The following is a 23304-nucleotide window of genomic DNA, read 5'->3' as shown; positions in this document are numbered from 1 at the left end:
CCAGGCCGAAGCGTACGGTGGCGAAAGGCGGAGAAGCGTGGCTTCCACGAATGACATCAAGAACGGGATGATCCTCGATCTGGACGGCCAGCTGTGGCAGGTCCTGTGGTTCCAGCACCACAAGCCGGGCAAGGGCAACACCGTGGTCCGCACCAAGCTCAAGAACATACTGACCGGCAAGATCGTCGACAAGACCTTCAACTCCGACACCAAGGTCGACACCGCCACCGTCGACCGGCGGGACATGCAGTACCTCTACAACGACGGCGAGAACTACGTCTTCATGGACGTCACCTCCTTCGAGCAGCTGGAGTTGCGCCCCGAGGTGGTCGGCGACGCCAAGGACTTCCTGCTGGAGGAGAACACCGCCACCGTCGCGATCCACGAGGGCACCCCGCTCTACATCGAGCTGCCGGCCTCGGTCGAGATGGAGATCACCTACACCGAGCCCGGCCTGCAGGGTGACCGTTCCACCGGCGGCACCAAGCCGGCCACGATCCAGACCGGCCGGCAGATCCAGGTGCCGCTGTTCCTCAACGTCGGCGACCGGGTCAAGGTCGACACCCGCACCGGCGACTACCTCGGCCGGCTGTGACCGGGAGTATTCCCCGGCACCCTTCGTCCACCCGGCACAAGGCCCGCAAGCGCGCCCTCGACATCATGTTCGAGGCGGAGTTGCGCGGCCGGTCCGTACTGGCGACGCTTGTCGAGCGTACGGACGCCGCGGAACCGCCGGTCCGTGAGTACACCGCGGAGATCGTCCGCGCCTTCGACGCGCACGCCGCCGACATCGACGCCCGGATCAGCGCGGCGCTCGACAAGGACTGGTCGCTGGACCGGATGCCGCTGGTCGACCGGACCGCCTGCCGGATCGCGGTGACCGAGATGCGTTACCTCGACCTGCCGGTCGGGGTCGCGGTGTCCGAGGCGATCGCTCTGGTCGAGGAGCTCTCGACCGATGAATCGCCGACCTTCGTCAGTGGCGTCCTGAACAACGTCGTCCTCGACTAAATCGTCTGATCGTTGACCGACCCGAAAGGACCCGTCCTCCTATGCCTGCCGCCCGTCACCGCGCATTGCTTGTCCTGGAGGATGGTCGACACCTCGTCGGCACCTCCTTCGGGGCCGAAGGGGAGACCTTCGGCGAGGCGGTCTTCTCCACCGGCATGACCGGCTACCAGGAGACCCTCACCGACCCGTCGTACCGCAACCAGATCGTCGTCGCGACCGCCCCGCACATCGGCAACACCGGCTGGAACGACGAGGACGACGAGTCCGCCCGGATCTGGGTCGCCGGCTACGTCGTCCGCGACCTCGCCCGGGTGCCGTCCAACTGGCGGTCCCGGCGCAGCCTGGAGGAGGCGATGCGCGCCCAGGGGACCGTCGGCATCGCCGGCGTGGACACCCGGGAACTGACCCGCCACCTGCGCGAACGCGGCGCGATGCGGATGGCGATCTCCACCACCGAGACCGACCCGCAGGCCCTGCTGGCCCGGGTGCTGGCCCAGCCGTCGATGGCCGGGCAGAACCTCGTCGGCGACGTCACCACCGGCAAGCCGTACGTCGTCCCCGCGATCGGGACCAGCCGGACGGCAGGCAGGACGCTCACCCTCGCCGCGGTCGACCTCGGGATCAAGTCGATGACCCCGCACCGGCTCGCCGAGCGGGGCGTGCAGACCACCGTCTTCCCCGCCGACGTGACGTACGAGCAGCTGATGGCGATCCGGCCGGACGGGGTGTTCTTCTCCAACGGCCCCGGCGACCCGGCCACCGCGGACGCCCAGGTGGCGCTGCTGCGGCAGGTGCTCGCTGCTGGGACGCCGTTCTTCGGGATCTGCTTCGGCAACCAGCTCTTCGGCCGGGCCCTCGGCTTCGGCACCTACAAGCTGAAGTACGGCCATCGCGGGATCAACCAGCCGGTGCAGGACCTGTCCACCGGCAAGGTCGAGATCACCGCGCACAACCATGGGTTCGCCGTCGACGCCCCCCGGCAGGGCGGCACCGCCACCCCGTACGGTGAGGCCCGGGTGAGCCACGTCAATCTGAACGACGATGTCGTCGAGGGGCTCTCGCTGCACGACGCCGCGGGCCGGCTGACCGCCTTCTCGGTGCAGTACCACCCGGAGGCCGCCGCCGGACCGCACGACGCCAGCTACCTGTTCGACCGCTTCGTCGCCCTGATGGAGGCCTGAGATGGGACGCCGCACCGACATCGAATCGATCCTCGTCATCGGCTCCGGCCCGATCGTCATCGGCCAGGCCTGTGAGTTCGACTACTCCGGCACCCAGGCGTGCCGGGTGCTCCGTGAGGAGGGCTACCGGATCATCCTGGTGAACTCCAACCCGGCCACGATCATGACCGACCCGGAGTTCGCCGACGCCACCTACCTGGAGCCGATCACCCCCGAGTTCGTCGAGAAGGTGATCGCCCGGGAGCGCCCGGACGCACTGCTGCCGACCCTGGGCGGCCAGACGGCCCTCAACACCGCCGTCGCGCTGCACGCGAACGGTGTGCTGGAGAAGTACGGGGTGGAGTTGATCGGTGCCTCGATCGAGGCGATCCAGCGTGGTGAGGACCGGGAGCAGTTCAAGAAGATCGTCGAGGCGCTCGACGTGCCCGGCCGGACGGCCGAGGTCGCCCGCTCCCGGATCTGCCACACCATGGCCGAGTGCCTGGCCGCCGCCGAGGAGCTCCGCTACCCGGTCGTCGTCCGGCCGTCGTTCACGATGGGCGGGCTGGGCTCCGGCTTCGCGTACGACGAGGCGGACCTGCACCGGATTGCCGGCGCCGGGCTGGACGCCAGCCCGACCACCGAGGTGCTGATCGAGGAGTCGATCATGGGCTGGAAGGAGTACGAGCTCGAGGTGATGCGCGACCACGCCGACAACGTGGTGGTGGTCTGCTCGATCGAGAACTTCGACCCGGTCGGCGTGCACACCGGCGATTCCATCACCGTCGCCCCGGCGATGACGCTGACCGACCGCGAGTACCAGCACATGCGTGACGTCGGCATCGCCATCATCCGCGCGGTCGGCGTCGACACCGGCGGCTGCAACATCCAGTTCGCGATCAACCCCGATGACGGCCGGATGGTCGTGATCGAGATGAATCCCCGGGTCTCCCGGTCCTCCGCGCTGGCCTCCAAGGCCACCGGTTTCCCGATCGCCAAGATCGCCGCCAAGGTGGCCGTCGGCTACACCCTCGACGAGATCCCCAACGACATCACCGCCGAGACCCCGGCCTCCTTCGAGCCGACCCTCGACTACGTGGTGGTCAAGGTGCCGCGGTTCGCCTTCGAGAAGTTCCCGTCCGCCGACGACACCCTCACCACCCACATGAAGGCGGTCGGTGAGGTGATGGCGATCGGCCGCAACTTCACCGAGGCCCTCGGCAAGGCGCTGCGGTCGATGGAGGACGAGAAGGCGCCGCTGGACGTCGCCGGTGCCCTCACCGCGGGCAAGGAGGAGTACCTGGCCAGCGCGGCCCGCCCGCACGACGGCCGGATCAACGACGTCTACCGCGCCCTGCGCGCCGGCGCCACGCCGGAGCAGGTGTTCGAGGCGACGAAGATCGACCCGTGGTTCATCGATCAGCTGGTGCTGGTCACCGAGGTCGTCGAGGAGGTCCGCCGGGCGCCCGAGCTCACCCCCGAGGTGCTGCTCCTCGCCAAGCACCACGGGCTGTCCGACGCCCAGATCGGCGCCGTCCGGGGCCTGCGCACCGACGTCGTCGCCGGGGTCCGCTGGGCGCTGGGCCTGCGGCCGGCGTACAAGACGGTCGACACCTGTGCGGCGGAGTTCGCCGCCCGGACGCCGTACCTCTACTCCTGCTACGAGCTCACCGGCGCCGCCAGCGAGGTCGCCCCACGGGAGAAGCCGGCGGTGATCATCCTCGGCTCCGGGCCGAACCGGATCGGCCAGGGCATCGAGTTCGACTACTCGTGCGTGCACGCCTCGATGACCCTGCACGAGGCCGGCTACGAGACGATCATGGTCAACTGCAACCCGGAGACCGTCTCCACCGACTACGACACCTCCGACCGGCTCTACTTCGAGCCGCTGACCCTGGAGGACGTGCTGGAGATCTACCATGCCGAGGCCGCCGCCGGCCCGGTCGCCGGAATGATCGTCCAGCTCGGCGGGCAGACCCCGCTGAAGATGGCCCAGGCGCTCAAGGACGCCGGGGTGCCGATCGTCGGCACCAGCCCCGAGTCGATCGACCTGGCCGAGGAACGCGGCGCGTTCGGGGCGGTGCTGGAGGATGCCGGTCAGCTGGCCCCGAAGTACGGCACCGCCTACTCGTTCGAGGAGGCGTCCAAGGTGGCCGCCGAGATCGGCTACCCGGTGATGGTGCGCCCCTCCTACGTGCTCGGCGGGCGCGGGATGGAGATCGTCGACAGCGAGGACGGCCTGCGCGAGTACATCGGCCGCGCCGCGGCGATCTCGCCGAAGCACCCGGTGCTGATCGATCGGTTCCTCGACGACGCCACCGAGATCGACGTGGACGCGCTCTACGACGGCACCGAGCTCTACCTCGGCGGCGTGATGGAGCACATCGAGGCGGCCGGGGTACACTCCGGCGACTCTGCCTGCTCACTGCCGCCGGCCACCCTCGGCCAGGAGGTGATCGACGAGATCCGCAGCTCCACCGCGGCGATCGCCGAGGGGGTGGGCGTCCGCGGTCTGATCAACATCCAGTACGCCCTGCAGGGCACCACCCTGTACGTGCTGGAGGCCAACCCGCGGGCCTCTCGGACCGTCCCGTTCGTCTCCAAGGCGACCGGCACCCAGCTGGCCAAGGCTGCCGCCCGGATCATGCTCGGCACCTCGATCGCCGAGCTGCGGGCCGCCGGGATGCTGCGTGCCGACACCGACGGTGCGGCGATCTGGCCGGGCCTGCCGATCGCGCTCAAGGAGGCGGTGCTGCCGTTCAACCGGTTCCGCACCACCGAGGGCCAGTTCGTCGACACCGTGCTCGGCCCGGAGATGAAGTCCACCGGCGAGGTGATGGGTCTCGACGACGACTTCGGCACCTCCTTCGCCAAGGGCCAGATCGCGACGTACGGCTCGCTGCCGACCGGCGGCACGATCTTCGTGTCGGCCGCGAACCGGGACAAGCGCAACATGGTCTTCCCGATCAAGCACCTGGCCGATATGGGCTTCCGGATCATGGCGACCGGCGGCACCGCCTCGGTGCTGCGCCGCCACGGCGTCGACGTGGTCGAGGTGCGCAAGGCCAGTGAGGGCACCGGCCCGCACGGCGAGCCGACCGTCACCGACCTGATCAACGCCGGCGAGGTGGACCTGATCTTCAACACCCCGCACGGCTCGACCCAGGCCGGCGGGCAGCCCCGCAAGGACGGTTGGGAGATCCGCACCGCGGCCGTGCTGCACAACGTCCCCTCGGTGACCACCGCACAGGGGCTGTCGGCCGCGGTGCTCGGCATCGAGGCGCTGCGCGCCGGCGGCATCGGCGTCCGGTCCCTGCAGGAGTGGGAACGGATCACCGCCGACATCGTCGCCGCCCACACCGCGGGCGTCGGGGCCTGAGATGGCGCCGCACCTGCCCGGGGCGCTGGTCGACGCAGCGTACGGTGCCGTCGGCCGCCCGCTGCTGTTCCGGCTCGGCGGCGGCGACCCGGAGGTCGCCCACGAAACCACCCTCGACTGGCTGGCCTGGTGGGGGCGTACGCCGGCCCGCCGGGCCGTCCTCGAACTGGCGTTCGGCAGCCGCGGCCGTCCGGTCGAGGTGGCCGGGATCCGGTTCGCCGGGCCGGTCGGCCTGGCCGCCGGGATGGACAAGGACGCCCGGGCGCTGCAGGCGTGGGCCCGGCTGGGCTTCTCCCACGTCGAGTTCGGCACCGTCACCGGCCGGCCCCAACCCGGCAACCCGAAGCCGCGGATGTACCGGCTGCGGGCCAGCCACGGGGTGATCAACCGGATGGGCTTCAACAACGCCGGGTCCGCGGCGATCGCGGCCCGGCTGGAGCTCGCCGGGGTCCGGCGCGGCAATCTCGCCGCCGGGATGCCGGTCGGGGTGTCGATCGGCAAGACGAAGGCCGTCGCGCTGGCGGATGCGGTCGAGGACTACCTGTCGTCGCTGCGGCGGCTGGTGCACCTGGTCGACTACCTGGCCATCAACGTCTCCAGCCCGAACACGCCGGGTCTGCGGTCCCTCCAGGGGGCCGAGGAGCTGTCCGGGCTGGTCCGGGCGCTGGTCGCCGAGGCCGCCGTCCAGGCGGAGGAATCGGCCCAGTCGGCCCTCGGGCCGGTGCCGGTCTTCGTCAAGATCGCCCCCGATCTGGAGTGGCCCGCGATCGACCAGGCGCTGGAGGTCTGCGAGGCGGCCGGGGCCGCCGGGGTGATCGCCACCAACACCACCCTGGCCCGGGACGGCCTGGCGCCCGAGGACAGGCCGACCGGGGCTCAGCCGGGCGGCCTGTCCGGCGCCCCGCTGACCGCCCGGGCACTGGCGGTGGTGTCGTACGTCACCCGCCACACCACGTTGCCGGTGATCGGTGTCGGCGGCATCATGACCGCCGACGATGCCCGGGCGATGCTGCAGGCCGGCGCGGCGCTGGTGCAGGTCTTCACCGGCTTCATCTACGGCGGGCCCGGACTGGTCCGTGACATCAACCGACTGGACCGCCTCACGGAGCGAGACTGACATGCCCGACACCAGTTACACCGCCCTGCTCACCGCCGTCACCGCCGCGCGCGGCCGACTCTGCGTGGGGATCGACCCGCACCCGTCGATCCTCGACAGCTGGGGCCTGCCGCACACAGTGGCCGGCCTGGAGGCGTGCGCCCGGGGGATGGTCGAGGCGCTGGGCGGGACGGTGGCGGTGTTCAAGCCGCAGTCGGCCCTGTTCGAGGAGTACGGGGCCGCGGGGATCGCCGTGCTGGAGCGGGTGCTGGCCGACATCCGGGCGGCCGGGGCGGTGTCGATCCTCGACGTCAAACGCGGCGACATCGGCTCCACCATGGCCGGGTACGCCCGCGCGTACCTCCTCGACGATGCACCGCTGGCCGCCGACGCGATCACCCTGAGCCCCTATCTCGGCTACGGCTCGCTGCAGCCGGCCGTCGACCTGGCGGTCGAGCACGGACGGGGCGTGTACGTGCTGGCCCGCACCTCCAACCCCGAGGGGGACCACGTCCAGCTCGCGACGGGCATCGACGGCCGCCCGGTCGCCCAGCAGATCGTCGACGCCGCCGCCCACACGAATCGTCAGTTCCCCGGACCGCTCGGCCCGGTCGGCCTGGTGGTCGGCGCCACCCGGCTCGACACCGGCATCGACCTGGACGCCTTCAACGGGTCGATCCTGGCCCCCGGGATCGGCGCCCAGGGCGGGAAGGTGACCGATCTGCCGGCCATTTTCGGCGCCTCACTAGGGAATGTGCTGCCGACCACGAGTCGTGGTGTGATGGGCGCGGGGCCCGACGCGGAGGCACTGCGTCAGGCCGCTCGTCAGCAGGTCAACTCCATGGTCTAACCTGCAAGCCGTACCAGCGGGGGAGACGTCATTCGAAAGGGGCCACGGTGCCGATCCCACCCTTGAGCGAGGAACAGCTGCAGGACGCCCGCGCGGCGGCTGCGCGGGCCCGCCGGGAACGTGCCACGATCAAGGCGAAGGTCAGGGCCGGTGAGCTTACCGTGGGGGACGTGCTGGATCTGGCCGCCGAGGACGATATCATCGCCCACATCCGCGTGGTCGACCTGCTGAAGTCCGTCTCGCGGGTCGGCCCCAAGCGCGCCGAGGTACTGATGGACCGGTTCGACATCGCTTCCGGAAGGAGGCTGCGCGGCTTGGGGCGTCATCAGATCGCCGCCCTGAAGAAGGAGTTCTCGTGACGGTTGGCCCCGGTCGAGTGGTCGTGCTGTCGGGTCCCACCGCGGTCGGCAAGGGCACCGTGATGGCCCGGCTGCGCGAGTTGCACCCGGAGGCGTACGTGTCGATCTCCGCCACCACCCGGCCGGCCCGGCCGGGAGAGCGTGACGGGGTGCACTACTGGTTCGTCTCGGACGCCGAGTTCGACGAGCTGATCGCCTCCGGCGGCCTGCTGGAATGGGCCGAGGTGCACGGGGCTGCGCGCTACGGCACGCCGCGCGAGCCGGTCGACCGGGCGGTCGCCGCCGGGCGTACGGTCATCCTGGAGATCGACCTGCAGGGCGCCCGGCAGGTCAAGGAGAACTGTCCGGAGGCGTACTTCGTCTTCCTGGCACCGCCGAGCCCGCAGGAACTGGTCCGCCGGCTGCAGGGCCGGGGGACCGAGACGCCCGAGCAGCAGGCGCGGCGGCTGGAGACCGCCGCCACCGAGATGGCGGCACGTGACGAGTTCGACGCCGTCCTCGTCAACGACGATGTCGGGCGAACCGTTGACAAGCTGGTAGAGTTGTGTGGTCTGTGACACCGTCGGTGCCACGCTCCTAGGTTGCAGAGGCTGATCTTGACTACTGAATCCACGCCCCCGGGAATCACGAACCCCCCGATCGACGACCTGCTGACGCGGGTCGACTCGAAGTACCGCCTGGTGCTGTTCGCCGCGAAGCGTGCTCGCCAGATCAACGCCTACTACGCCCAACTCGGTGGTGGGCTGCTGGAGAACGTCGGCCCGCTGGTCGAGACCGAGATCCAGGAGAAGCCGCTGTCGATCGCGCTGCGCGAGATCAACGAGGGGCTGCTGGAGTTCACCGAGATCGATCCCGAGGCCGAGGCCGCGGCCCAGCAGGCCGCCTTCGGTGAGGACTTCATGGAGGGCGACTTCGGGTCGTACGACTTCGGGGACGGCCTCGACGCCGGCGAGGGGTTCGACCTGCCCACCGCCGAGCCGGAGACCGAGCAGCCGACCGACACCGCGACCGACACGCAGGAGTGATCTGCGGCCATGGCTCGGGTCATCCTCGGTGTCGCCGGTGGCATCGCCGCCTACAAGGCCTGCGAGGTCATCCGACGGCTCCGGGACTCGGGTCATGACGTCCGCGTGGTGCCGACCGCGAACGCGCTGAACTTCGTCGGCGCCACCACCTGGGAGGCGCTGTCCGGGCACCCGGTGGCCACCGAGGTGTGGCCCGGGGCCGCCGAGGTCCCGCACGTCCGCCTCGGCCAACAGGCCGACCTGGTCCTGGTCGCTCCGGCGACGGCGGATCTGCTCGCCCGCGCCGCCGCCGGACGGGCCGATGACCTGCTCACCAACATCCTGCTCACCGCGCGCTGTCCGGTGGTTGTGTTTCCCGCCATGCACACCGAGATGTGGCTGCACGCCGCCACCCGGGCCAATGTGGCGACACTGCGGGAGCGGGGAGCGGTGGTCGCCGATCCCGACTCCGGGCGACTCACCGGGGCTGATTCCGGGCCCGGCCGGCTGCCCGATCCGGTGGAGATCCGCGCGGTGGCGGAGACGCTGCTGGAGCTGCCGGCGCTGGCCGGCCCCGCTGCGGCGCGGGACCTGGCCGGGCTGCGGGTGGTGGTCTCCGCCGGTGGCACCCAGGAGGCCCTCGACCCGGTGCGATTCCTCGGCAACCATTCCTCGGGGCTGATGGGCATCGGCATCGCCCGGGCCGCTCGGCTGCGCGGCGCCGAGGTGACCCTGGTGGCGGCGCGGATGGACCACGAGCCGCCCGCCGGGGTAGCGGTCCGCCGGGTCGTCTCGACCGGGGACCTCGCCGAGGTGATGACGGAGCTCGCCCCGGCGGCCGACGTGGTGATCATGGCGGCCGCGCCGGCCGACTTCACCGCCGCGCGGCCCGCCGAGCACAAGATCAAGAAGGAAGGCCGGGAGGGACTGACCCTCGACCTGGTCCAGACGACCGATGTGCTGGCGGCCCTGGCCGCCGGTCGGCGGCCCGGCCAGACGGTCGTCGGCTTCGCCGCGGAGACCGCCGACAACCGTGCCGAACTGGTGCGACTCGGCACCGCCAAGCTGGCCCGCAAGGGCGCCGACCTGCTGGTCTGCAACGACGTCAGCGGTGGCAGGGTCTTCGGCGACGCCGACACCGCGGCGGTGATCATCGACCGTGCGGGGATCGTCGCGGAGTGTGCCGGCAGCAAGGACGTGGTCGCCCACTCGATCGTCGACGCCGTGCTGGCGCACCGCGGGCATCCCGCGCACCCCGTCACGCCCTGAAGGCGTACCGCCCACGCGTCGGCGAAAATTCTCTGTGGCGGTCATCACCGTCCGCTCTATACGTACGCTTGTTTGAATTGTCTGAGGTCTCCCGTAGACTGATGTCATGATCGCGAGCGAGGATCGTCCCTGGCGGGACGGGGGAGATGCCCTGGGTTGGGTGTCGCCGGGCGGGCCGCTGCCCGCCGATCCGGTCGCGACCGGTGACCACCTCCGAGCGTTGCGGTCCTTGCGTGCCGGGGTGGAAGCGCGTGAACTCGTGCTGGTGGCGCACCTGTGCGACCAGGCGCCGATCCCTCCCGCGCAGGACGGGATGCTGCCCGGACGCACCGCGATGGTCCCGGGAGGCGCTGACGGCACGCCGAGGATCCCGGAGTTCCTGCATCTGGAGCTCGGCCCGCTGCTGGGCACCACACCGTATGCCGCCCGCCGGTTGATCGCCGACGTGCTGGATCTGCGCCACCGGCTGCCGCGGCTGTGGGAGGCGGTGCTGGCGGCGGAGCTCCCGGTCGCCCTGGCCCGTCGGGTCGCGGCGCTGTGCGCCACCCGGGGCCTGTCCCGGGAACAGGCGCGAGCAGTGGACGAGGCCCTGGCCGGCCGACTGGCCGGGCTGGGGTTCGGCCGGGCGATCGCTCTGGCGGAGGCCGAGGCGATCCGTGTCGACCCCGAGAAGGCCCGCCGCCAAGAGGAACGGGCCCGCACCGAGCGCTGCTTCCGGCTCGGACGGCAGGACGACTCCGGCACCCGGACCGTGTTCGCCCGGGTCAACGCCGCCGATGCCATTCATCTGCAGGCGATGGTCGGGCGGCTGTCTGATGTGTTCGCCGAGGCCGGCGATCAGCGCCCGAGCGGTGAACGGGAGGCCCGAGCCCTCGGCCTGCTCGCGACCCCGGCCCGCGCCGTGACCGTCCTGGCCGGGGCCCACACCCCTCAGCCGGCGCTGCCGGGCGAGCAGGATCCGGACCGGGGGCAGCGTGCGGCGTGGAATGACCCGCGCGCGCTCGCCACGGTGGCCGACGCACTGACCGGTGTCGATCCGGATCGTCTCGCCCCACCGGTGCGGCTCTACGTGCACACCCACGCCGACCACCTGGGCCCCGACGACCTGGCCCGGGTGGAGGGCGGCCGCGCCACCCTGGTGGGCGAGCTGCGTGAGCTGTTGGCGGACAGCCGGGTGCGTCTCACCCAGGTGATCGACCACCGCGAGTCGGTGGCGACCGATGCCTACGAGGTGCCGGCGGCGATGCGGGAGAAGCTGTGCACCGCCCAGCCCTTCGAGGTCTTCCCGTGGTCGACCCGCCGGTCGCGACGACTGGACGTGGACCACACCTTGCCGTTCCGCCCCGGCGCGCCGGGGCAGACCCGGATCGACAATCTGGGGCCACTGAGTCGTACGGTCCACCGGGCCCGCACCCACGGTGGATTCTCCGTGGCCCAGCCGGTGCCCGGCCTGTGGATCTGGCAGACACCCCTGGGCCGGGTGCATTCGGTGTCGAACCGCGGCGCCCGCAGCTGGAACCGGCAGCACAGCACGCTGGAGATCATCCTGCTGCACCAGCGGCCCCGGCCCTCACCAGACGGGCCCTCACCCGACCCGTAGCAGCGCCAGAAACATCGCATCGGTCCCGTGCCGGTGCGGCCACAACTGGACGAACCGGTCGCCTCCCCACGGATCGGGGCGGGCGCAGTCCGGCACCTCTGGCAGGAATGATGGTGCGTCCAGCACCTCGGTGCCGATCCCGTCATCGCCGAGTTCCTCGACGACCGTCTGCACGACGTCCTCGGTCTCCGACGCGTGCGGGGAGCAGGTGACGTACGCCACCACGCCACCCGGCAGGGTCGACCGGATCGCGCTGACGAGCAACTGCGCCTGCAGCGGAACCAGGTCGTCCAGGTCCTCGGGGCGGTGCCGCCAGCGGGATTCGGGCCGGCGACGCAGCGCACCCAGACCGGTGCACGGTGCGTCGAGCATCACCCGGGCGAAGCTGCGGGCCGGCCAGGCGGGCCGGGTGCCGTCGGCACAGATCACCCGGCCGGCCGGCCGGTAGCCCCGCAGTGCCTGCGCCACCAGGCCAGCCCGGTGTTCGGCTAGCTCGGCCGCCAGTACGTCCTCGCCCCGGGACCGGGCGATCCCGGTGAGCAGGGCGGCCTTCCCGCCCGGCCCGGCGCACATGTCCAGCCACGGCCCGGCCGGGGCCTCCACTCGTGACAGTGCCAGCGCCACCAGCTGGGACCCCTCGTCCTGCACCCCCGCCCGGCCCTCCCGGACCGCGGCGAAGTCGGCCGGGTTGCCGTCCGCGACGGCGCCGTACGGGGACCAGCGGGTGGCAACCGCCCCGGCGGCGACGAGTTCGGCGCGCTCGGCCAGCCCGGGCCGGACCACCAGGGTCGGACGGGGGGCAAGATTGTCGGCCTCGAGGGCGACGGCGGCCTCCTCGCCGAGCAGATCGGCGTAGGTCTCCGCGATCCACAGCGGATGATGGGTCCGCACCGCGAGGTGGGCCACCCCGGTGGTTCCGGCCGACAGGCGGTCGACCCACTCGTCGAGGCTGTCCGCGGCGACCTTGCGCAGCACGGCGTTCACCAGGCCGGTCACCCGCTCCCCGATCGCGGTGCCGGCGAGGTCCACGGCGCTGTCCACCGCCGCCCGGGTCGGAATGCGCATCGACAGCACTTGGTGGGTGCCGAGCCGCAGCACGTCGACCACCGCCGGCTGGAGGGACGACAGCGGCCGGCCGGCCGCGGCCTCGAGGATCGCGTCGTACGTGCCCTGGAGTCGGCTGGTGCCGGCGACCAGTTCGGTGGCCAGGGCGGCGTCCCGCTCGTCGAGGTGGCGTCGGTCGAGGATGTCGGTCAGTGCCAGGTTCGCGTACGCCCCACCGGCATGCACCGCCCGCAGCGCGTCGAAAGCGGCCCGGCGGGCCTGATCGACCGGCCGGCGCGGACCCGAGCGGGGGGAACGCCGGCTCACCGGTCGAACCGGATGGCGTCGGCGTGCAGCCCGCGGGCCCAGTCCGTGGCCGCCATCGCCCGTTTGCCGGCGGGCTGGACGCGGAGCAGCTCGAGCTGTCCGGTGCCGGTGTGGACGTGCACGCTGTGCCGGTCCCGTTCGACGGTCCCCGGGCTGGTGGAGGGCCGGTCGGTGGGGACCGCCTCGTGCACCCGGAACTTCTGCCCGTCGAGGGTCGTCCAGGCCCCCGGCGCAGGGGTGCAGGCCCGGATCCGGCGGTCGAGCTGCTCGACCGGGGCGGTCCAGTCGAGTTGGGCGTCCGCGGCCTCCAGCTTGGCGGCGTACGTCCCGCCCTCGGCAGACTGCTCGACGAATCGGGCGGAGCCGTCCTCGATCCGGTCCATCGTCTCGGTCAGCAACGCGGCCCCGGACACCGCCAGCCGGCCGAGCAGGTCGCCCGCCGTTTCCCGTGGCCCGATCGGGGTGCGCAGGGTGCCACAGACCGGGCCGGCGTCCAGCGCCTCGACGATCCGGAAGGTCACCGCCCCCGTCTCGGTCTCGCCGTGCAGGATCGCCGCCTGGACCGGCGCCGCGCCGCGGTAGGCGGGCAGCAGCGAGAAGTGCAGGTTGATCCACCCCTGGGCCGGGATATCCAGCAGTGCGGCCGGCAGCAGCGCCCCGTACGCGACGACGGGGCAGCAATCGGGGGCGAGCTCGCGCAGCCGGTCGTGGAACTCCGGATCGCGCGGCCGGGCGGGCTTCAGCACCGGGATGCCGAGCTCGGCGGCCCGCGCCGCCACGGGGCTCGGGCTGAGCGCGCCGCCGCGGCCCCGGCGGGCGTCGGGGCGGGTCACCACCGCGACGACCTCGTGGTGCGAGGCGACCAGGGCATCGAGACTGGGCAGGGCGACATCCGGGGTACCGGCGAAGACGAGGCGCACCTGCCGAGTCTATCCTCGGCCGATCCGCGCTCAGCCGATCCGCACCGGATCGACGACGATCCGGACCGCCCCAGGGTCCTTGTGCGCGGTCCGCAGTGACTGGACGTCACGGACGGCGTGGACCGCGGCCGCCCCCTCGGCCAGCGGCGCCCGCACCGTCAGCCGCCAGGTGTCGCCCAACGTGCCGTCGGTCTCCAGCACCGGGGCCGGCCCCCACACCTCGGCGCCGTCCGGCGGGAGCAGCCGGCCGGCGATCCCCTCCACGCCGACCCGGTCGCCCTCCACCACGATCAGCCGGACAGCCGGCGGAAACCCCGCTTCCCGGCGATCGTCGAGCTCCCGCGCCGCCAGGCCGGCCGGGTCGAGCCGGATCAGGGCCTGCACGGCCGGATGGTCGGCGGCGCCGATCACCAGCACCGAGCCGCCGTCCTCGCCCGGCCGGACCAGGGCGCAGACGTGCAACCACCGGCGCAGTGCCTCCTCGGCGGCCCGCAGATCTGCCCGGAGCAGCGGGGCGTCGGCGTCCAGCAGCACGGCGGCGCTGTAGCCACCGTCCGCCGGCGGCTCGGCCCCCGGTGTGCAGATCACCAGGGCGCTGCGGTCGTCGATGCCGTCCAGGACGTGCCCGGCGTGGGACTGGCGCACCGGCACCTGTGGGAACGCCCGGCCGAGCTCCTCGGCGGTGCGCTCCGCGCCGACCACCGGGGCGCGCCACCGGGTCGAGCCGCACTCCGGGCAGCTCCAGTCCTCCGGCCGGGCGCCGCACAGGCCGCAGATCAGACCGTCCTCGCGCCCGTGCAGCGGTCCTCCGCACCGCGGGCAGCGCAGGTGCGTACGACACTGCGCGCAGACCACCACGACCTGGTAGCCGCTGCGCGGCACCTGGACCAACACCGGCCCGGCGGCAAGGCCGGCCCGGATCAGGTCGAACGCATCGTGCGGCAGCCGACCGGCCTGGTCGGGCCGGTCCCGGGGGGTCCGCACCACGGCCGACACCTCACGCTGGTCATGGCCGGGCAGCGCGATCGGGTGCAGCCAGCCCCGCTCCAGCAGCGCGTGGGCCTCGGTGCTGCGGCCGTGGCCGGCGAGCAGCAGCGCCGCCCCGGCCCGCTGGGCCCGCAGCGCCGCGACCTCCCGGATGTGCGGGTAGGGGGCGCGCGGCTCGGCGAGGAGGTCGTGACCCTCATCCCACACCCCGAGGAAGCCGAGGTCCTCGACCGGCGCCCAGACCGCGCCCCGGGTGCCGATCACCACCCGGGCCTGGCCGCGCAGCGCGGCGAGGAAGCTGCGGTAGCGCGCGGCCGGACCGGACTCGGCGGTCAGCGTGACGAAACCGCTGTCGGAGAACGCCACCCGGCAGGCCTCCGCCAGCCGGGCGACATCGTGGGTGTCCGGGACGACGAGGACGGCGCTGCGGCCGGCGGCGACCGCAGCGGCGGCCCCGGCGACCAGGCCGGCCGCCCAGTCGCCGACCGGATCCGGGGTCGGGGCGACCTGCCAGAACGCCCGCGGCGCACCGCCCCGGCCGACCGCGTCGAGGAAGGCCGCCCCGGCCGGGTAGCGGCAGAGCGGATGGGCGGCGGCCACGGCGCGGCGGGCGTCCAGCGGTGGGCGGTGGGTCGGCTCGGCGGACTCCGCCGCGGCGTGCCGGGGCGGCACCGCCAGCCGTACGACATCGGCGAAGGAGCCGCCCCAGTGGTCGGCCACGGCGCGGACCAGCCCGGCGATCTCCTCGGTGAGCACCTGCTCGCCCGACACCACCCGCCCCAGCTCGGAGAGTTGCTGCAGGGCGGTGCCGGGGCCCAGGTCATCCCCGTCGACCCGCTGCACCACGAAGCCATCCCGCTGCTGGCCGGCGAACGGCACCCGGACCCGGACGCCGGGCAGGGCGGTCGGCGCCTGGGCCGCGGTCACCCGGTAGTCGAACAACCGGTCGAGGTGCAGCAACGGCATGTCGACGGCCACCCGGGCCACCGGCAACCGCACCATCTCGTCCATGCCCCCGATCCTAGGAGTGGGCTCAGACACTAGACTCTGCCGCGTGGGAATCCAGATCACGCCGAGCATCCTCGCCGCCGACTTCGCCAATCTCGACCGCGACATTGCAGCAGTGCCCAGCGCCGATGCGATCCACGTGGACGTGATGGACAACCACTTCGTGCCCAACCTCACCATCGGCCTGCCCGTCGTCGAGGCGATCCGCCGGCGGACCACCCACGAGCTCGACATCCACCTGATGATCACCGATCCCGACCGCTGGGCGCCCGAGTACGTCGAGGCGGGTGCGGAGTCGGTGAGCTTCCACGTCGAGGCGGCCGCCGCGCCGGTGCGGCTGGCCCGGGAGCTCCGCGCCCTCGACGCGAAGGCTGCCCTCGCGGTCAAGCCCGCCACCCCGATCGAACCGTACGAGGACCTGCTCGGCGAGTTCGACAAGATCCTGATCATGACCGTCGAACCCGGCTTCGGCGGCCAGGCCTTCCTGGACATCGTGATGCCGAAGGTCCGCCGGACCCGCGAACTGATCGCCGGCACCGGCCGCCAGATCGCCCTACAGGTCGACGGCGGCATCTCCGAGCGGACCATCGACCAGGCGATCGCCGCCGGCGCCGACGTGTTCGTCGCCGGGTCGGCCGTCTACGGTGCAGACGACCCGGACGCGATGGTGCGAGCACTGCGTGACCACGGCGACGCCGAGATCCACCGCAACCACGCCCACTGAACCGACACCGACGACGAGTCAGGACGACATGCGATACATCTCCACCCGCGGCGGCGCCGAGCCGCGTACGTTCTCCGACATCCTGCTGGAGGGCCTGGCACCCGACGGCGGCCTCTACCTGCCGGAGGAGTACCCCCACCTGACCCCCGAGGTGCTGGAGAAGTGGCGTACGGTGCTGGCCGAGCAGGGCTACGCCGCGCTCGCCGTCGAGGTGTTGCGCCTTTTCATCGACGACATCCCGGCCGAGGACCTGCGGGCAGTCTGCGAGCGGACCTACACCGCCGAGGCGTTCGGCGATCCGGCGGTGATCTCGATCGACGACCTCGGCGACGACCTGCTGCTGGAGGGACTCTCGCACGGGCCGACGCTGGCGTTCAAGGACATGGCGATGCAGCTGCTCGGCTCGCTGTTCGAGTACGAGCTGGGGCGACGCCACCAGGAACTGAACGTGTTGGGTGCCACCAGTGGCGACACCGGCTCCGCGGCGGAGTACGCGATGCGCGGCCGGGCCGGGATCCGGGTGTTCATGCTGTCGCCGAAGGGCCGGATGAGCGCGTTCCAGCGGGCCCAGATGTACACCCTGGACGACGACAACATCCACAACATCGTCGTCGAGGGGGTGTTCGACGACTGCCAGGACCTGGTCAAGGCGGTCTCCGCCGACGCCGACTTCAAGCGCGAGGCCCACATCGGCTCAGTGAACTCGATCAACTGGGCCCGGCTGGTGGCGCAGGTGGTCTACTACGTCGCCGGCTACCTGCGGGTCACCACTTCCGGTGACCAGGAGGTGACCTTCGCGGTCCCGACCGGCAACTTCGGCAACATCTGCGCCGGTCACATCGCCCGCCAGATGGGCCTGCCGATCCGCCGGCTGCTGCTGGCCACCAACGAGAACAACGTGCTGGAGGAGTTCTTCCGCACCGGGGTGTACCGGCCGCGCAGCGCCGACGAGACGGTGAAGACGTCCAGCCCCTCGATGGACATCTCCAAGGCGTCCAACTTCGAGCGGTTCGTCTTCGACCTGGTCGGCCGTGACCCGGCGCGGGTGCTGGACCTGTTCACCGCGAAGCTCACCCGGCTGGGGCAGTTCGACCTCAGCGACGACCCGGTCTTCGCGCAGTGCACCGACTGGTACGGGTTCCGGGCCGGGGCGAGCAGCCATGCCGATCGGCTGCGGACGATCCGGGAGGTGTGGGAGGACCGCGGCGTCCTGGTCGACCCGCACACCGCCGACGCGGTGACCGTCGCCCGCCGGTTGCAGGCGCCGGGGGAGCGGATCGTGGTGCTGGAGACCGCCCAGCCGGTGAAGTTCGCCGAGACCATCCGGGAGGCGCTGGGCCGGGCTCCCGAGGTGCCGGCGGCGTACGCCCGGCTGGCCACCCTCGAGCAGCATGTGGTGGAACTGCCCGCCGACGTCGCCCAGCTCGAGGCCTACATCGCCGGCAACATCGGCGACCCGGACTAGAGTCGGCCGAACCCGGCCGAGCGCAGCAGGTCGTCCAGCACCCGCTGCAGGTAGGCCGGCGCGTCGGGCAGCACCCGGTCACCGACCGCGGTGCCCTTGACGGTGATCACCTGCCCGACCCGGCCGGACGGCCCCGGCACCGTGTCGACCACCTCGTAGCGGCCCTCGCCGTCGGTGACCAGCGGGATCCAGCCGCCGGGCCACAGCCGTGCGCCGACCAGGTCACGCGGGTGGGCCAGCACGGTCAGCCCGTGACCCCGCTGCAGCTCGCGGAACCGGCGCAGGCTGCGGTGCTCCTCGACGATCCGGGCCACCGGCAGCAGTTGCCCGCCGGGCCAGCCGCCGGGCTCCGATCCGTCATGCCGCAGCAGACTGGCCCGCAGCGCCGCCGGGAAGGTGACGCCGATGCTCTGCTCGGCCCAGCGAATGTCGCTGGCATCCGCCCCCGGGCGCAGCGGCCCCAGTCCCGACGCGTCGGCATGTGCCACCTCGATGCGGGTCCACAGTTCGTCGAGTTCCATGGGCCCCATTGTGGTGGCATCGTCACTTCTTGTCGTCGCGGCGACGCAGGAAACGTTCGAACTCGGCGGCGATGGCCTCCCCGGATGCCTCGGGCTCCTCGGTGGCGTCCTTCTCCGATTCGAGCATCTGGACGTACTGGGCGATGTCCTCGTCGGCCCGGACCAGCTCGTCGACACCGTTCTCCCAGGCGGCGGTGTCGGCGACGAAGGACGACCAGTCGGCCCGCAGATCGAGCAGCGCCTCCACCCGGCGGGCGAGGGCGAGGGAGGCCTTCGGCTGCGGCGGCTCGGAGACGTAGTGCGGCACCGCGACCCACAGGGCGGTGGTGTCGATGCCGGCCTCGGTCAGCGCCTGCGTCACCACGCCGGTGATCCCCGTCGGCCCCTCGTACTCGGAGACCTCCATGCCGAGCTCGCGGGCCTGCTCGGTGCTGAGCGGTGAACCGGACACCGGGAACGGCCGGGTGTGCGGGGTGTTGGCCAGCATCGAGCCGAGGACGACCGCCCGGGTCACCCCGGCGTCCTGCAGGATCTGCAGGATCGTCCGGGTCAACGTACGCCAGCGCAGGTTGGGCTCCGGACCGGTCACCGTGACCACGTCGACCCCCGGCAGATGGACCAGCCCGATGCTGATCGCCGGCCAGGCCACCTCACGAGCGCCCTCGTCGTCGACCAGCGCGGTCAGCGGCCGGGTGGTCTGGTAGTCGAACCAGTCCTCCTCGTCGAGGTCGGCGAGGTCCTCGCCCGGATAGGTCTGCAGCAGGTGATCGGCGACCGCGCTGGCCGCGTCGCCGGCGTCTCCCCAGCCCCCGAACGCCACCAGGGCGACGGGGGCGGGGCGCTGGGAATCGGCGGAGGCTGACGTCATGAGAGGGAGGCTACCCTCTGGCTAGTGGAACCGGCCCTCGGAGAAGGCCTTCTCGAGATCCTCGAGGGACCGGCCGGAGGTCTCCGGCACCATGAACCTGATCCAGCACCATGCGATCACCCCGACGACGAAGAACATCAGGAACGTGCCCTGGATGTGGATCCGCGACACCAGGATCGGGAAGAGGAACGTGATGATCGTGTTCATGATCCACAGCGCGAACACCGAGATGCCCATCCCGAAGCCGCGCAACCGCTGCGGGAACAGCTCGGACATCAGCACCCACATCGGCATGTTCAGGAAGCACTGCATGCAGCCGATGAACGTCACCATCAGCACCAGCGTGACGACGGCCTTCGTGGTGCCGTCGGGCAGCAGGAATCCGGTGGTGGCGATCAGCCCGTGCAGGATCGTGGTGAGGGTGAATCCGATCAGGATCAGTCGGCGGCGCGGGAAGCGGTCGATCAGCAGGAAGCACACCGAGGTGCCGACGACGGCCAGGATGCCGTTGGCGACATTGGCCACCAGGGCGGTGTTGGCGGAGAAGCCCGCCATCGTCAGCACCTCGGTGCCGTAGTACATGATGGAGTTGTGACCCGGCAGTTGCTGGGCGATGCCGACCCCGACGCCGATGATGACCAGGCGGCGGATCCACGGGATGCCGAGGTCCTTCCACCCCGCTCGGTCCAGGTGGGCGACGGCTTCGTGCTCGCGGCGGATCGCGTCGAGTTCGGCCCGGGCGCGGTCCTCCGGGCGCACCTGCAGGAGCACCTGCAAGGCCTCCTCGTCGCGTCCCCTCGACACCAGCCAGCGGGGCGACTCGGGCACTCGCATCATGCCGAAGAACAGTGCCAGGGCGGGGATCGCGCAGACGGCGAGCATCAGTCGCCAGACACTCGGATGATCCAGCGTCAGGCCGATGACGGCGTTGATGGTGAAAGCGAGCAATTGCCCGATGACGATGGCGACCTCGTTGCGCCCGGAGATGATTCCTCGGCGTTCGGTGGGGGAGAGCTCGGCCAGGAAGACCGGCACCAGCGAGGATGCGGCCCCGACGGCCAGGCCGAGCGCGAACCGCGCCGGCACCATCACGGCCAGATCGGGAGCGAACACCGTCCCCAGCGTGGCGAGGAAGAACAGCGCCGCCAGCCAGTGGATGGTGGGCTTGCGACCGACATGGTCGGCGACACGTCCGCCGACCACCGCTCCGATCGCGGCGCCGAGGAGCAGCGAGGCCGTTACCAGGCCCTCGCCCACCGGGCCGATGCCCAGTTCGACTTTCATGGAGCTCAGGGCGCCGTTGATGACGCCGGTGTCGTACCCGAACAGCAGTCCGCCGAAAGTGGCGATGACGGTGATCTGGTCGAGTCGTCTCTGGTGCCGCCCGGGGGTGAGCGGCGGAAGGTCGGTCGCGACAGACTTCGTTGTCTCAGTCATTGGAGTGGCCGGTCAGCGGGCGGCGTCGGCCGCGATCAGGGTGCGGGCGGCGAGTTCGATGCCCTCGAGCTGGCCGAGGCTCTGGTCCTCGTGCTCGATGTTCACGTTCATCTCGGGGTCGATGTCGTGGATCGCCCGCAGGAACTCGGTCCAGTACGCGACGTCGTGCCCCTGCCCGATCGCGACGAACCGCCAGGCGGGATCGCTCGGCCAGGTGGAGCAGAAGTGGGCCATGCCGGTGGGCGTACGGTCCGCCGGGTCCTCGGGAACCGGGCCGAAGCTCGGGTCGAGGACACCGCGGGTGGCGACGCCGGGGAAGATCCGGGTGTCCTTGGCGTGGACGTGGAAGATGTGTGATCCGAGCAGCCGGATCGAGGCGAGGATGTCCATCCCCTGCCAGAAGAGGTGCGAGGGATCCATGTTGACGCCGACGTTGGTGGCGCCGATCCGGTCGGCGAACTCCAGGAAACCGACCGGGGTGAAGACGTGGTTGTGGGGATGGAGCTCCAGGGCCACCTTGACGCCGTTGTCCTGGGCGAGCAGGTCCATCTCGCGCCAGAACGGGTCGACCACGGTCTGCTGGTACTCGAGAACCTCCAAGTAGGTGCCGTCCCAGGGGTTGACCACCCAGGACGGGTAGCGGGCGGCCGGGTCGGAGCCCGGTAGGCCGGACATGCAGACGACATCGGTGATCCCTAGCTTGCCGGCCAGCTCGATCGTCCGGCGCAGGTCGTACGCATGGCGTGGCCCGGTGTCGGGCAGCGGGCTGAGCGGGTTGCCGGAGGTGTTGAGACCGGCCAGCCGCATGCCGTGCTCGGTGAAGACACCGAGATAGTCGTCCCGCGCTGTCGGCGAGCCGATCAGCAGGTCGACCGGACAGTGGGGTGACGGGATGAAGCCGCCGGCGTTGACCTCGGCGCCGGTCAGGCCGTCGGCCGCCAGGATGTCGAGGGCCTCGGGGAGGTCGTAGTTGTGCAGGCAGGCGGTGTAGGCGCCCAGGTTCATGGTCATCGCGAGTTCTTTCGAGAGGTGCGGGTCAGTGGATGTCGACGGCGGCGCCGCCGGCGGCTGCGGAACGGGCCACCGCGTCCTGGATCCGGAGCGCGCGGTAGCCGTGGGCGAAGGAGGGGACGGGGGGCAGACCCTCGTCGAGGCCGATCACCTGGTCCAGGAAGGCGCGTGCCTGGTAGGTGAACTGCTCGATCTGGGTGGTGCCGACGCCGGCGAAGGCCATCGAGGAGCCGTCCTTGAAATAGGGGAAGTCAGGACCGGCGAGCACCCGCTTGGGGCCGCGGATCCCGGCCGGGGAGTGGGTGTCGTCGAGGGTGATCTCGCCGGAACGCAGCAGGTCGAACGATGCCCGGCCACCGGTGCCGAAGACGTCGAAGGCCAAGCCGTTGGGCAGCCCGAAGGCGACCCGCGACACGGAGATCGAGCCGATGGCGCCGGACTCGAAGACGATGTTGAACTTTGCGATGTCGTCGTTCTCCACCGGTTCGGTGGCCGCCGCGGTGGTGGTGGCACCACGACCGCCGGACAGTCCCTCGACGGCGGGTGGGCGGTGGGTGATCACCGTGGCGAAGGTGCCGCCGTTGACCGATCGGATCGGCCCGCAGATGAACTCGGCCAGGTCGGTGATGTGTGAGCCGAGGTCACCGAGGGCCCCGGAACCTTGCGGCCCCCGGTAGCGCCAGGCGATCGGCACCGTCGGGTCCGCGCCGTAGTCGCACCAGTAACGGCCCTCGAAGTGGACGATCCGGCCCAGGGCGCCGTCCTCGGCCAGCCGGGCCACCTCGGCGATCGAGGGTTGCCGGCGGTACCCGAAGCCGATACCGGTAATGACGTCGGCGGCCTCCGCCGCGCGGGCCATCGCCGCGGCGTCGGCGAGTGTATCGCTGAGCGGCTTCTCGCACAGGACGTGCTTTCCGGCGGCGATCAGGGCCTCGGCGATCTCCCGGTGCAGCCGGTTGGCGACGACGATCGAGACGATGTCGATGTCGTCGGCCGCGACGATGTCGTGCCAGTCGGTGGTGGCGCGGTCATAGCCGTAACTGGCCGCGGCGGCTTCGGCGAACGGCAGGTAGGCGTCGCAGACGGCGGCGAGGCGTACCGGTGGGATCCCCTCGGTGCCGTAGACGGTGCCCACCTGACGCCAGGCATTGGCGTGGGTGCGTCCGGCCATCCCGGCCCCGATGACGGCTACGGACAGAGTTCTGGGTGACATGTGCTGCGGTCTCCTTTGACGCGGATGTGGTCGGCGGGCGCGTCTTCCTCA

At 71.5% G+C, this 23304-nt stretch carries 19 protein-coding genes and 2 pseudogenes; 13 read left to right on the top strand and 8 right to left on the bottom strand.

What is annotated here, in order from left to right; translation table 11 throughout:
• Positions 1 to 37: 37 nt before the first annotated feature.
• The 11 genes and pseudogenes from efp to R0145_RS09045 all read left to right on the top strand — a co-directional run bounded on the left by efp (position 38) and on the right by R0145_RS09045 (position 11728).
• A complete protein-coding gene (gene efp, locus R0145_RS09095) occupies positions 38 to 595 on the top strand; it encodes an elongation factor P (protein ID WP_317840090.1) in 558 nt (185 codons plus the stop codon).
• Positions 592 to 1011, top strand: coding sequence for a transcription antitermination factor NusB (nusB, locus tag R0145_RS09090; RefSeq protein ID WP_317840089.1), 420 nt, complete (start codon positions 592 to 594; stop codon positions 1009 to 1011). Before efp ends, nusB begins: the two co-directional genes overlap by 4 nt.
• Before the next feature lie 41 nt (positions 1012 to 1052).
• Entirely contained in the window at positions 1053 to 2192 is a 1140-nt protein-coding gene (gene carA, locus R0145_RS09085; RefSeq protein ID WP_317840087.1) for a glutamine-hydrolyzing carbamoyl-phosphate synthase small subunit, read from the top strand.
• Between the two features lies 1 nt (position 2193).
• Positions 2194 to 5550 (top strand): carbamoyl-phosphate synthase large subunit, encoded by a 3357-nt coding sequence (carB, locus tag R0145_RS09080; RefSeq protein ID WP_317840085.1) that lies wholly within the window; start codon positions 2194 to 2196, stop codon positions 5548 to 5550.
• A gap of 1 nt (position 5551) precedes the next feature.
• Positions 5552 to 6667, top strand: coding sequence for a quinone-dependent dihydroorotate dehydrogenase (locus R0145_RS09075; RefSeq protein ID WP_317840083.1), 1116 nt, complete (start codon positions 5552 to 5554; stop codon positions 6665 to 6667).
• Between the two features lies 1 nt (position 6668).
• Positions 6669 to 7496, top strand: coding sequence for an orotidine-5'-phosphate decarboxylase (gene pyrF, locus R0145_RS09070; RefSeq protein ID WP_317840081.1), 828 nt, complete (start codon positions 6669 to 6671; stop codon positions 7494 to 7496).
• A 47-nt stretch (positions 7497 to 7543) separates the two neighbouring features.
• Positions 7544 to 7855 (top strand): integration host factor, actinobacterial type, encoded by a 312-nt coding sequence (gene mihF, locus R0145_RS09065; protein WP_317840080.1) that lies wholly within the window; start codon positions 7544 to 7546, stop codon positions 7853 to 7855.
• Positions 7834 to 8412, top strand: a pseudogene (gene gmk, locus R0145_RS09060) (guanylate kinase); the annotation flags it as partial. The gene mihF and the pseudogene gmk, both read left to right, overlap by 22 nt.
• A 36-nt stretch (positions 8413 to 8448) precedes the next feature.
• Positions 8449 to 8748: pseudogene (gene rpoZ, locus R0145_RS09055) on the top strand (DNA-directed RNA polymerase subunit omega); the annotation flags it as partial.
• Between the two features lie 141 nt (positions 8749 to 8889).
• Positions 8890 to 10128, top strand: coding sequence for a bifunctional phosphopantothenoylcysteine decarboxylase/phosphopantothenate--cysteine ligase CoaBC (coaBC, locus tag R0145_RS09050; protein WP_317840077.1), 1239 nt, complete (start codon positions 8890 to 8892; stop codon positions 10126 to 10128).
• A 106-nt stretch (positions 10129 to 10234) separates the two neighbouring features.
• On the top strand, positions 10235 to 11728 hold the full coding sequence (locus tag R0145_RS09045) for a hypothetical protein (RefSeq protein WP_317840076.1): 1494 nt from the start codon (positions 10235 to 10237) through the stop codon (positions 11726 to 11728).
• On the opposite strand, the gene R0145_RS09040 is transcribed toward R0145_RS09045, so the two are convergent.
• From R0145_RS09040 to R0145_RS09030, 3 genes are read right to left on the bottom strand one after another with little or no spacing between them, the layout of a single operon-like run.
• Complete coding sequence (locus R0145_RS09040; protein WP_317840075.1) at positions 11714 to 13099, bottom strand: RsmB/NOP family class I SAM-dependent RNA methyltransferase; 1386 nt, start codon at positions 13097 to 13099, stop codon at positions 11714 to 11716. The two genes, R0145_RS09045 and R0145_RS09040, sit on opposite strands and share 15 nt — an antisense overlap.
• Entirely contained in the window at positions 13096 to 14019 is a 924-nt protein-coding gene (fmt, locus tag R0145_RS09035) for a methionyl-tRNA formyltransferase (RefSeq protein ID WP_317840074.1), read from the bottom strand. Before fmt ends, R0145_RS09040 begins: the two co-directional genes overlap by 4 nt.
• Positions 14020 to 14049: 30 nt before the next feature.
• Entirely contained in the window at positions 14050 to 16017 is a 1968-nt protein-coding gene (locus R0145_RS09030) for a primosome assembly protein PriA (protein WP_317840072.1), read from the bottom strand.
• Positions 16018 to 16060: 43 nt separating this feature from the next.
• Here R0145_RS09030 and rpe point away from each other — a divergent pair, with 43 nt between their 5' ends.
• Together rpe and thrC are read left to right on the top strand one after the other, a co-directional pair.
• Positions 16061 to 16738 carry a ribulose-phosphate 3-epimerase gene (gene rpe, locus R0145_RS09025; protein ID WP_317840071.1) on the top strand — a complete coding sequence of 226 codons (678 nt, stop codon included), beginning with the start codon at positions 16061 to 16063 and terminating at the stop codon, positions 16736 to 16738.
• A gap of 28 nt (positions 16739 to 16766) precedes the next feature.
• A complete protein-coding gene (gene thrC, locus R0145_RS09020; protein WP_317840069.1) occupies positions 16767 to 18203 on the top strand; it encodes a threonine synthase in 1437 nt (478 codons plus the stop codon).
• On the opposite strand, the gene R0145_RS09015 is transcribed toward thrC, so the two are convergent.
• The 5 genes from R0145_RS09015 to R0145_RS08995 are packed head-to-tail and all read right to left on the bottom strand — an operon-like array spanning position 18200 to position 23211.
• The gene (locus R0145_RS09015; protein ID WP_317840067.1) at positions 18200 to 18724 is read right to left on the bottom strand and encodes an SMI1/KNR4 family protein; all 525 of its coding nucleotides are present in this window, start codon (positions 18722 to 18724) and stop codon (positions 18200 to 18202) included. The two genes, thrC and R0145_RS09015, sit on opposite strands and share 4 nt — an antisense overlap.
• Before the next feature lie 22 nt (positions 18725 to 18746).
• The gene (locus R0145_RS09010; protein WP_317840066.1) at positions 18747 to 19592 is read right to left on the bottom strand and encodes a PAC2 family protein; all 846 of its coding nucleotides are present in this window, start codon (positions 19590 to 19592) and stop codon (positions 18747 to 18749) included.
• Positions 19593 to 19613: 21 nt separating this feature from the next.
• Positions 19614 to 21029, bottom strand: a complete 1416-nt coding sequence (locus R0145_RS09005) for a sugar porter family MFS transporter (RefSeq protein WP_317840065.1) — start codon at positions 21027 to 21029, stop codon at positions 19614 to 19616.
• 12 nt (positions 21030 to 21041) lie between these two features.
• Positions 21042 to 22040, bottom strand: a complete 999-nt coding sequence (locus tag R0145_RS09000; RefSeq protein WP_317840064.1) for a sugar phosphate isomerase/epimerase — start codon at positions 22038 to 22040, stop codon at positions 21042 to 21044.
• Positions 22041 to 22065: 25 nt separating this feature from the next.
• Complete coding sequence (locus tag R0145_RS08995; protein WP_411742105.1) at positions 22066 to 23211, bottom strand: Gfo/Idh/MocA family protein; 1146 nt, start codon at positions 23209 to 23211, stop codon at positions 22066 to 22068.
• Positions 23212 to 23304: the final 93 nt, after the last annotated feature.

Source organism: Raineyella sp. W15-4, assembly GCF_033170155.1.
Taxonomy (GTDB): Bacteria; Actinomycetota; Actinomycetes; order Propionibacteriales; family Propionibacteriaceae; genus Raineyella.
The sequence above is the reverse complement of the archived record's forward strand: the minus strand, read 5'-3'. Positions and strand labels throughout refer to the sequence as shown.

Bases quoted from the DNA above. Each gene is read 5' to 3' on its own strand.
- carA (WP_317840087.1), top strand. From the start codon at position 1,053: ATGCCTGCCGCCCGTCACCGCGCATTGCTTGTCCTGGAGGATGGTCGA.
- carB (WP_317840085.1), top strand. From the start codon at position 2,194: ATGGGACGCCGCACCGACATCGAATCGATCCTCGTCATCGGCTCCGGC.
- R0145_RS09075 (WP_317840083.1), top strand. From the start codon at position 5,552: ATGGCGCCGCACCTGCCCGGGGCGCTGGTCGACGCAGCGTACGGTGCC.
- pyrF (WP_317840081.1), top strand. From the start codon at position 6,669: ATGCCCGACACCAGTTACACCGCCCTGCTCACCGCCGTCACCGCCGCG.
- coaBC (WP_317840077.1), top strand. From the start codon at position 8,890: ATGGCTCGGGTCATCCTCGGTGTCGCCGGTGGCATCGCCGCCTACAAG.
- R0145_RS09045 (WP_317840076.1), top strand. From the start codon at position 10,235: ATGATCGCGAGCGAGGATCGTCCCTGGCGGGACGGGGGAGATGCCCTG.
- R0145_RS09030 (WP_317840072.1), bottom strand. From the start codon at position 16,017: ATGGACGAGATGGTGCGGTTGCCGGTGGCCCGGGTGGCCGTCGACATG.
- thrC (WP_317840069.1), top strand. From the start codon at position 16,767: ATGCGATACATCTCCACCCGCGGCGGCGCCGAGCCGCGTACGTTCTCC.
- R0145_RS09015 (WP_317840067.1), bottom strand. From the start codon at position 18,724: ATGGAACTCGACGAACTGTGGACCCGCATCGAGGTGGCACATGCCGAC.
- R0145_RS09010 (WP_317840066.1), bottom strand. From the start codon at position 19,592: ATGACGTCAGCCTCCGCCGATTCCCAGCGCCCCGCCCCCGTCGCCCTG.
- R0145_RS09005 (WP_317840065.1), bottom strand. From the start codon at position 21,029: ATGACTGAGACAACGAAGTCTGTCGCGACCGACCTTCCGCCGCTCACC.
- R0145_RS09000 (WP_317840064.1), bottom strand. From the start codon at position 22,040: ATGACCATGAACCTGGGCGCCTACACCGCCTGCCTGCACAACTACGAC.
- R0145_RS08995 (WP_411742105.1), bottom strand. From the start codon at position 23,211: ATGGCCGGACGCACCCACGCCAATGCCTGGCGTCAGGTGGGCACCGTC.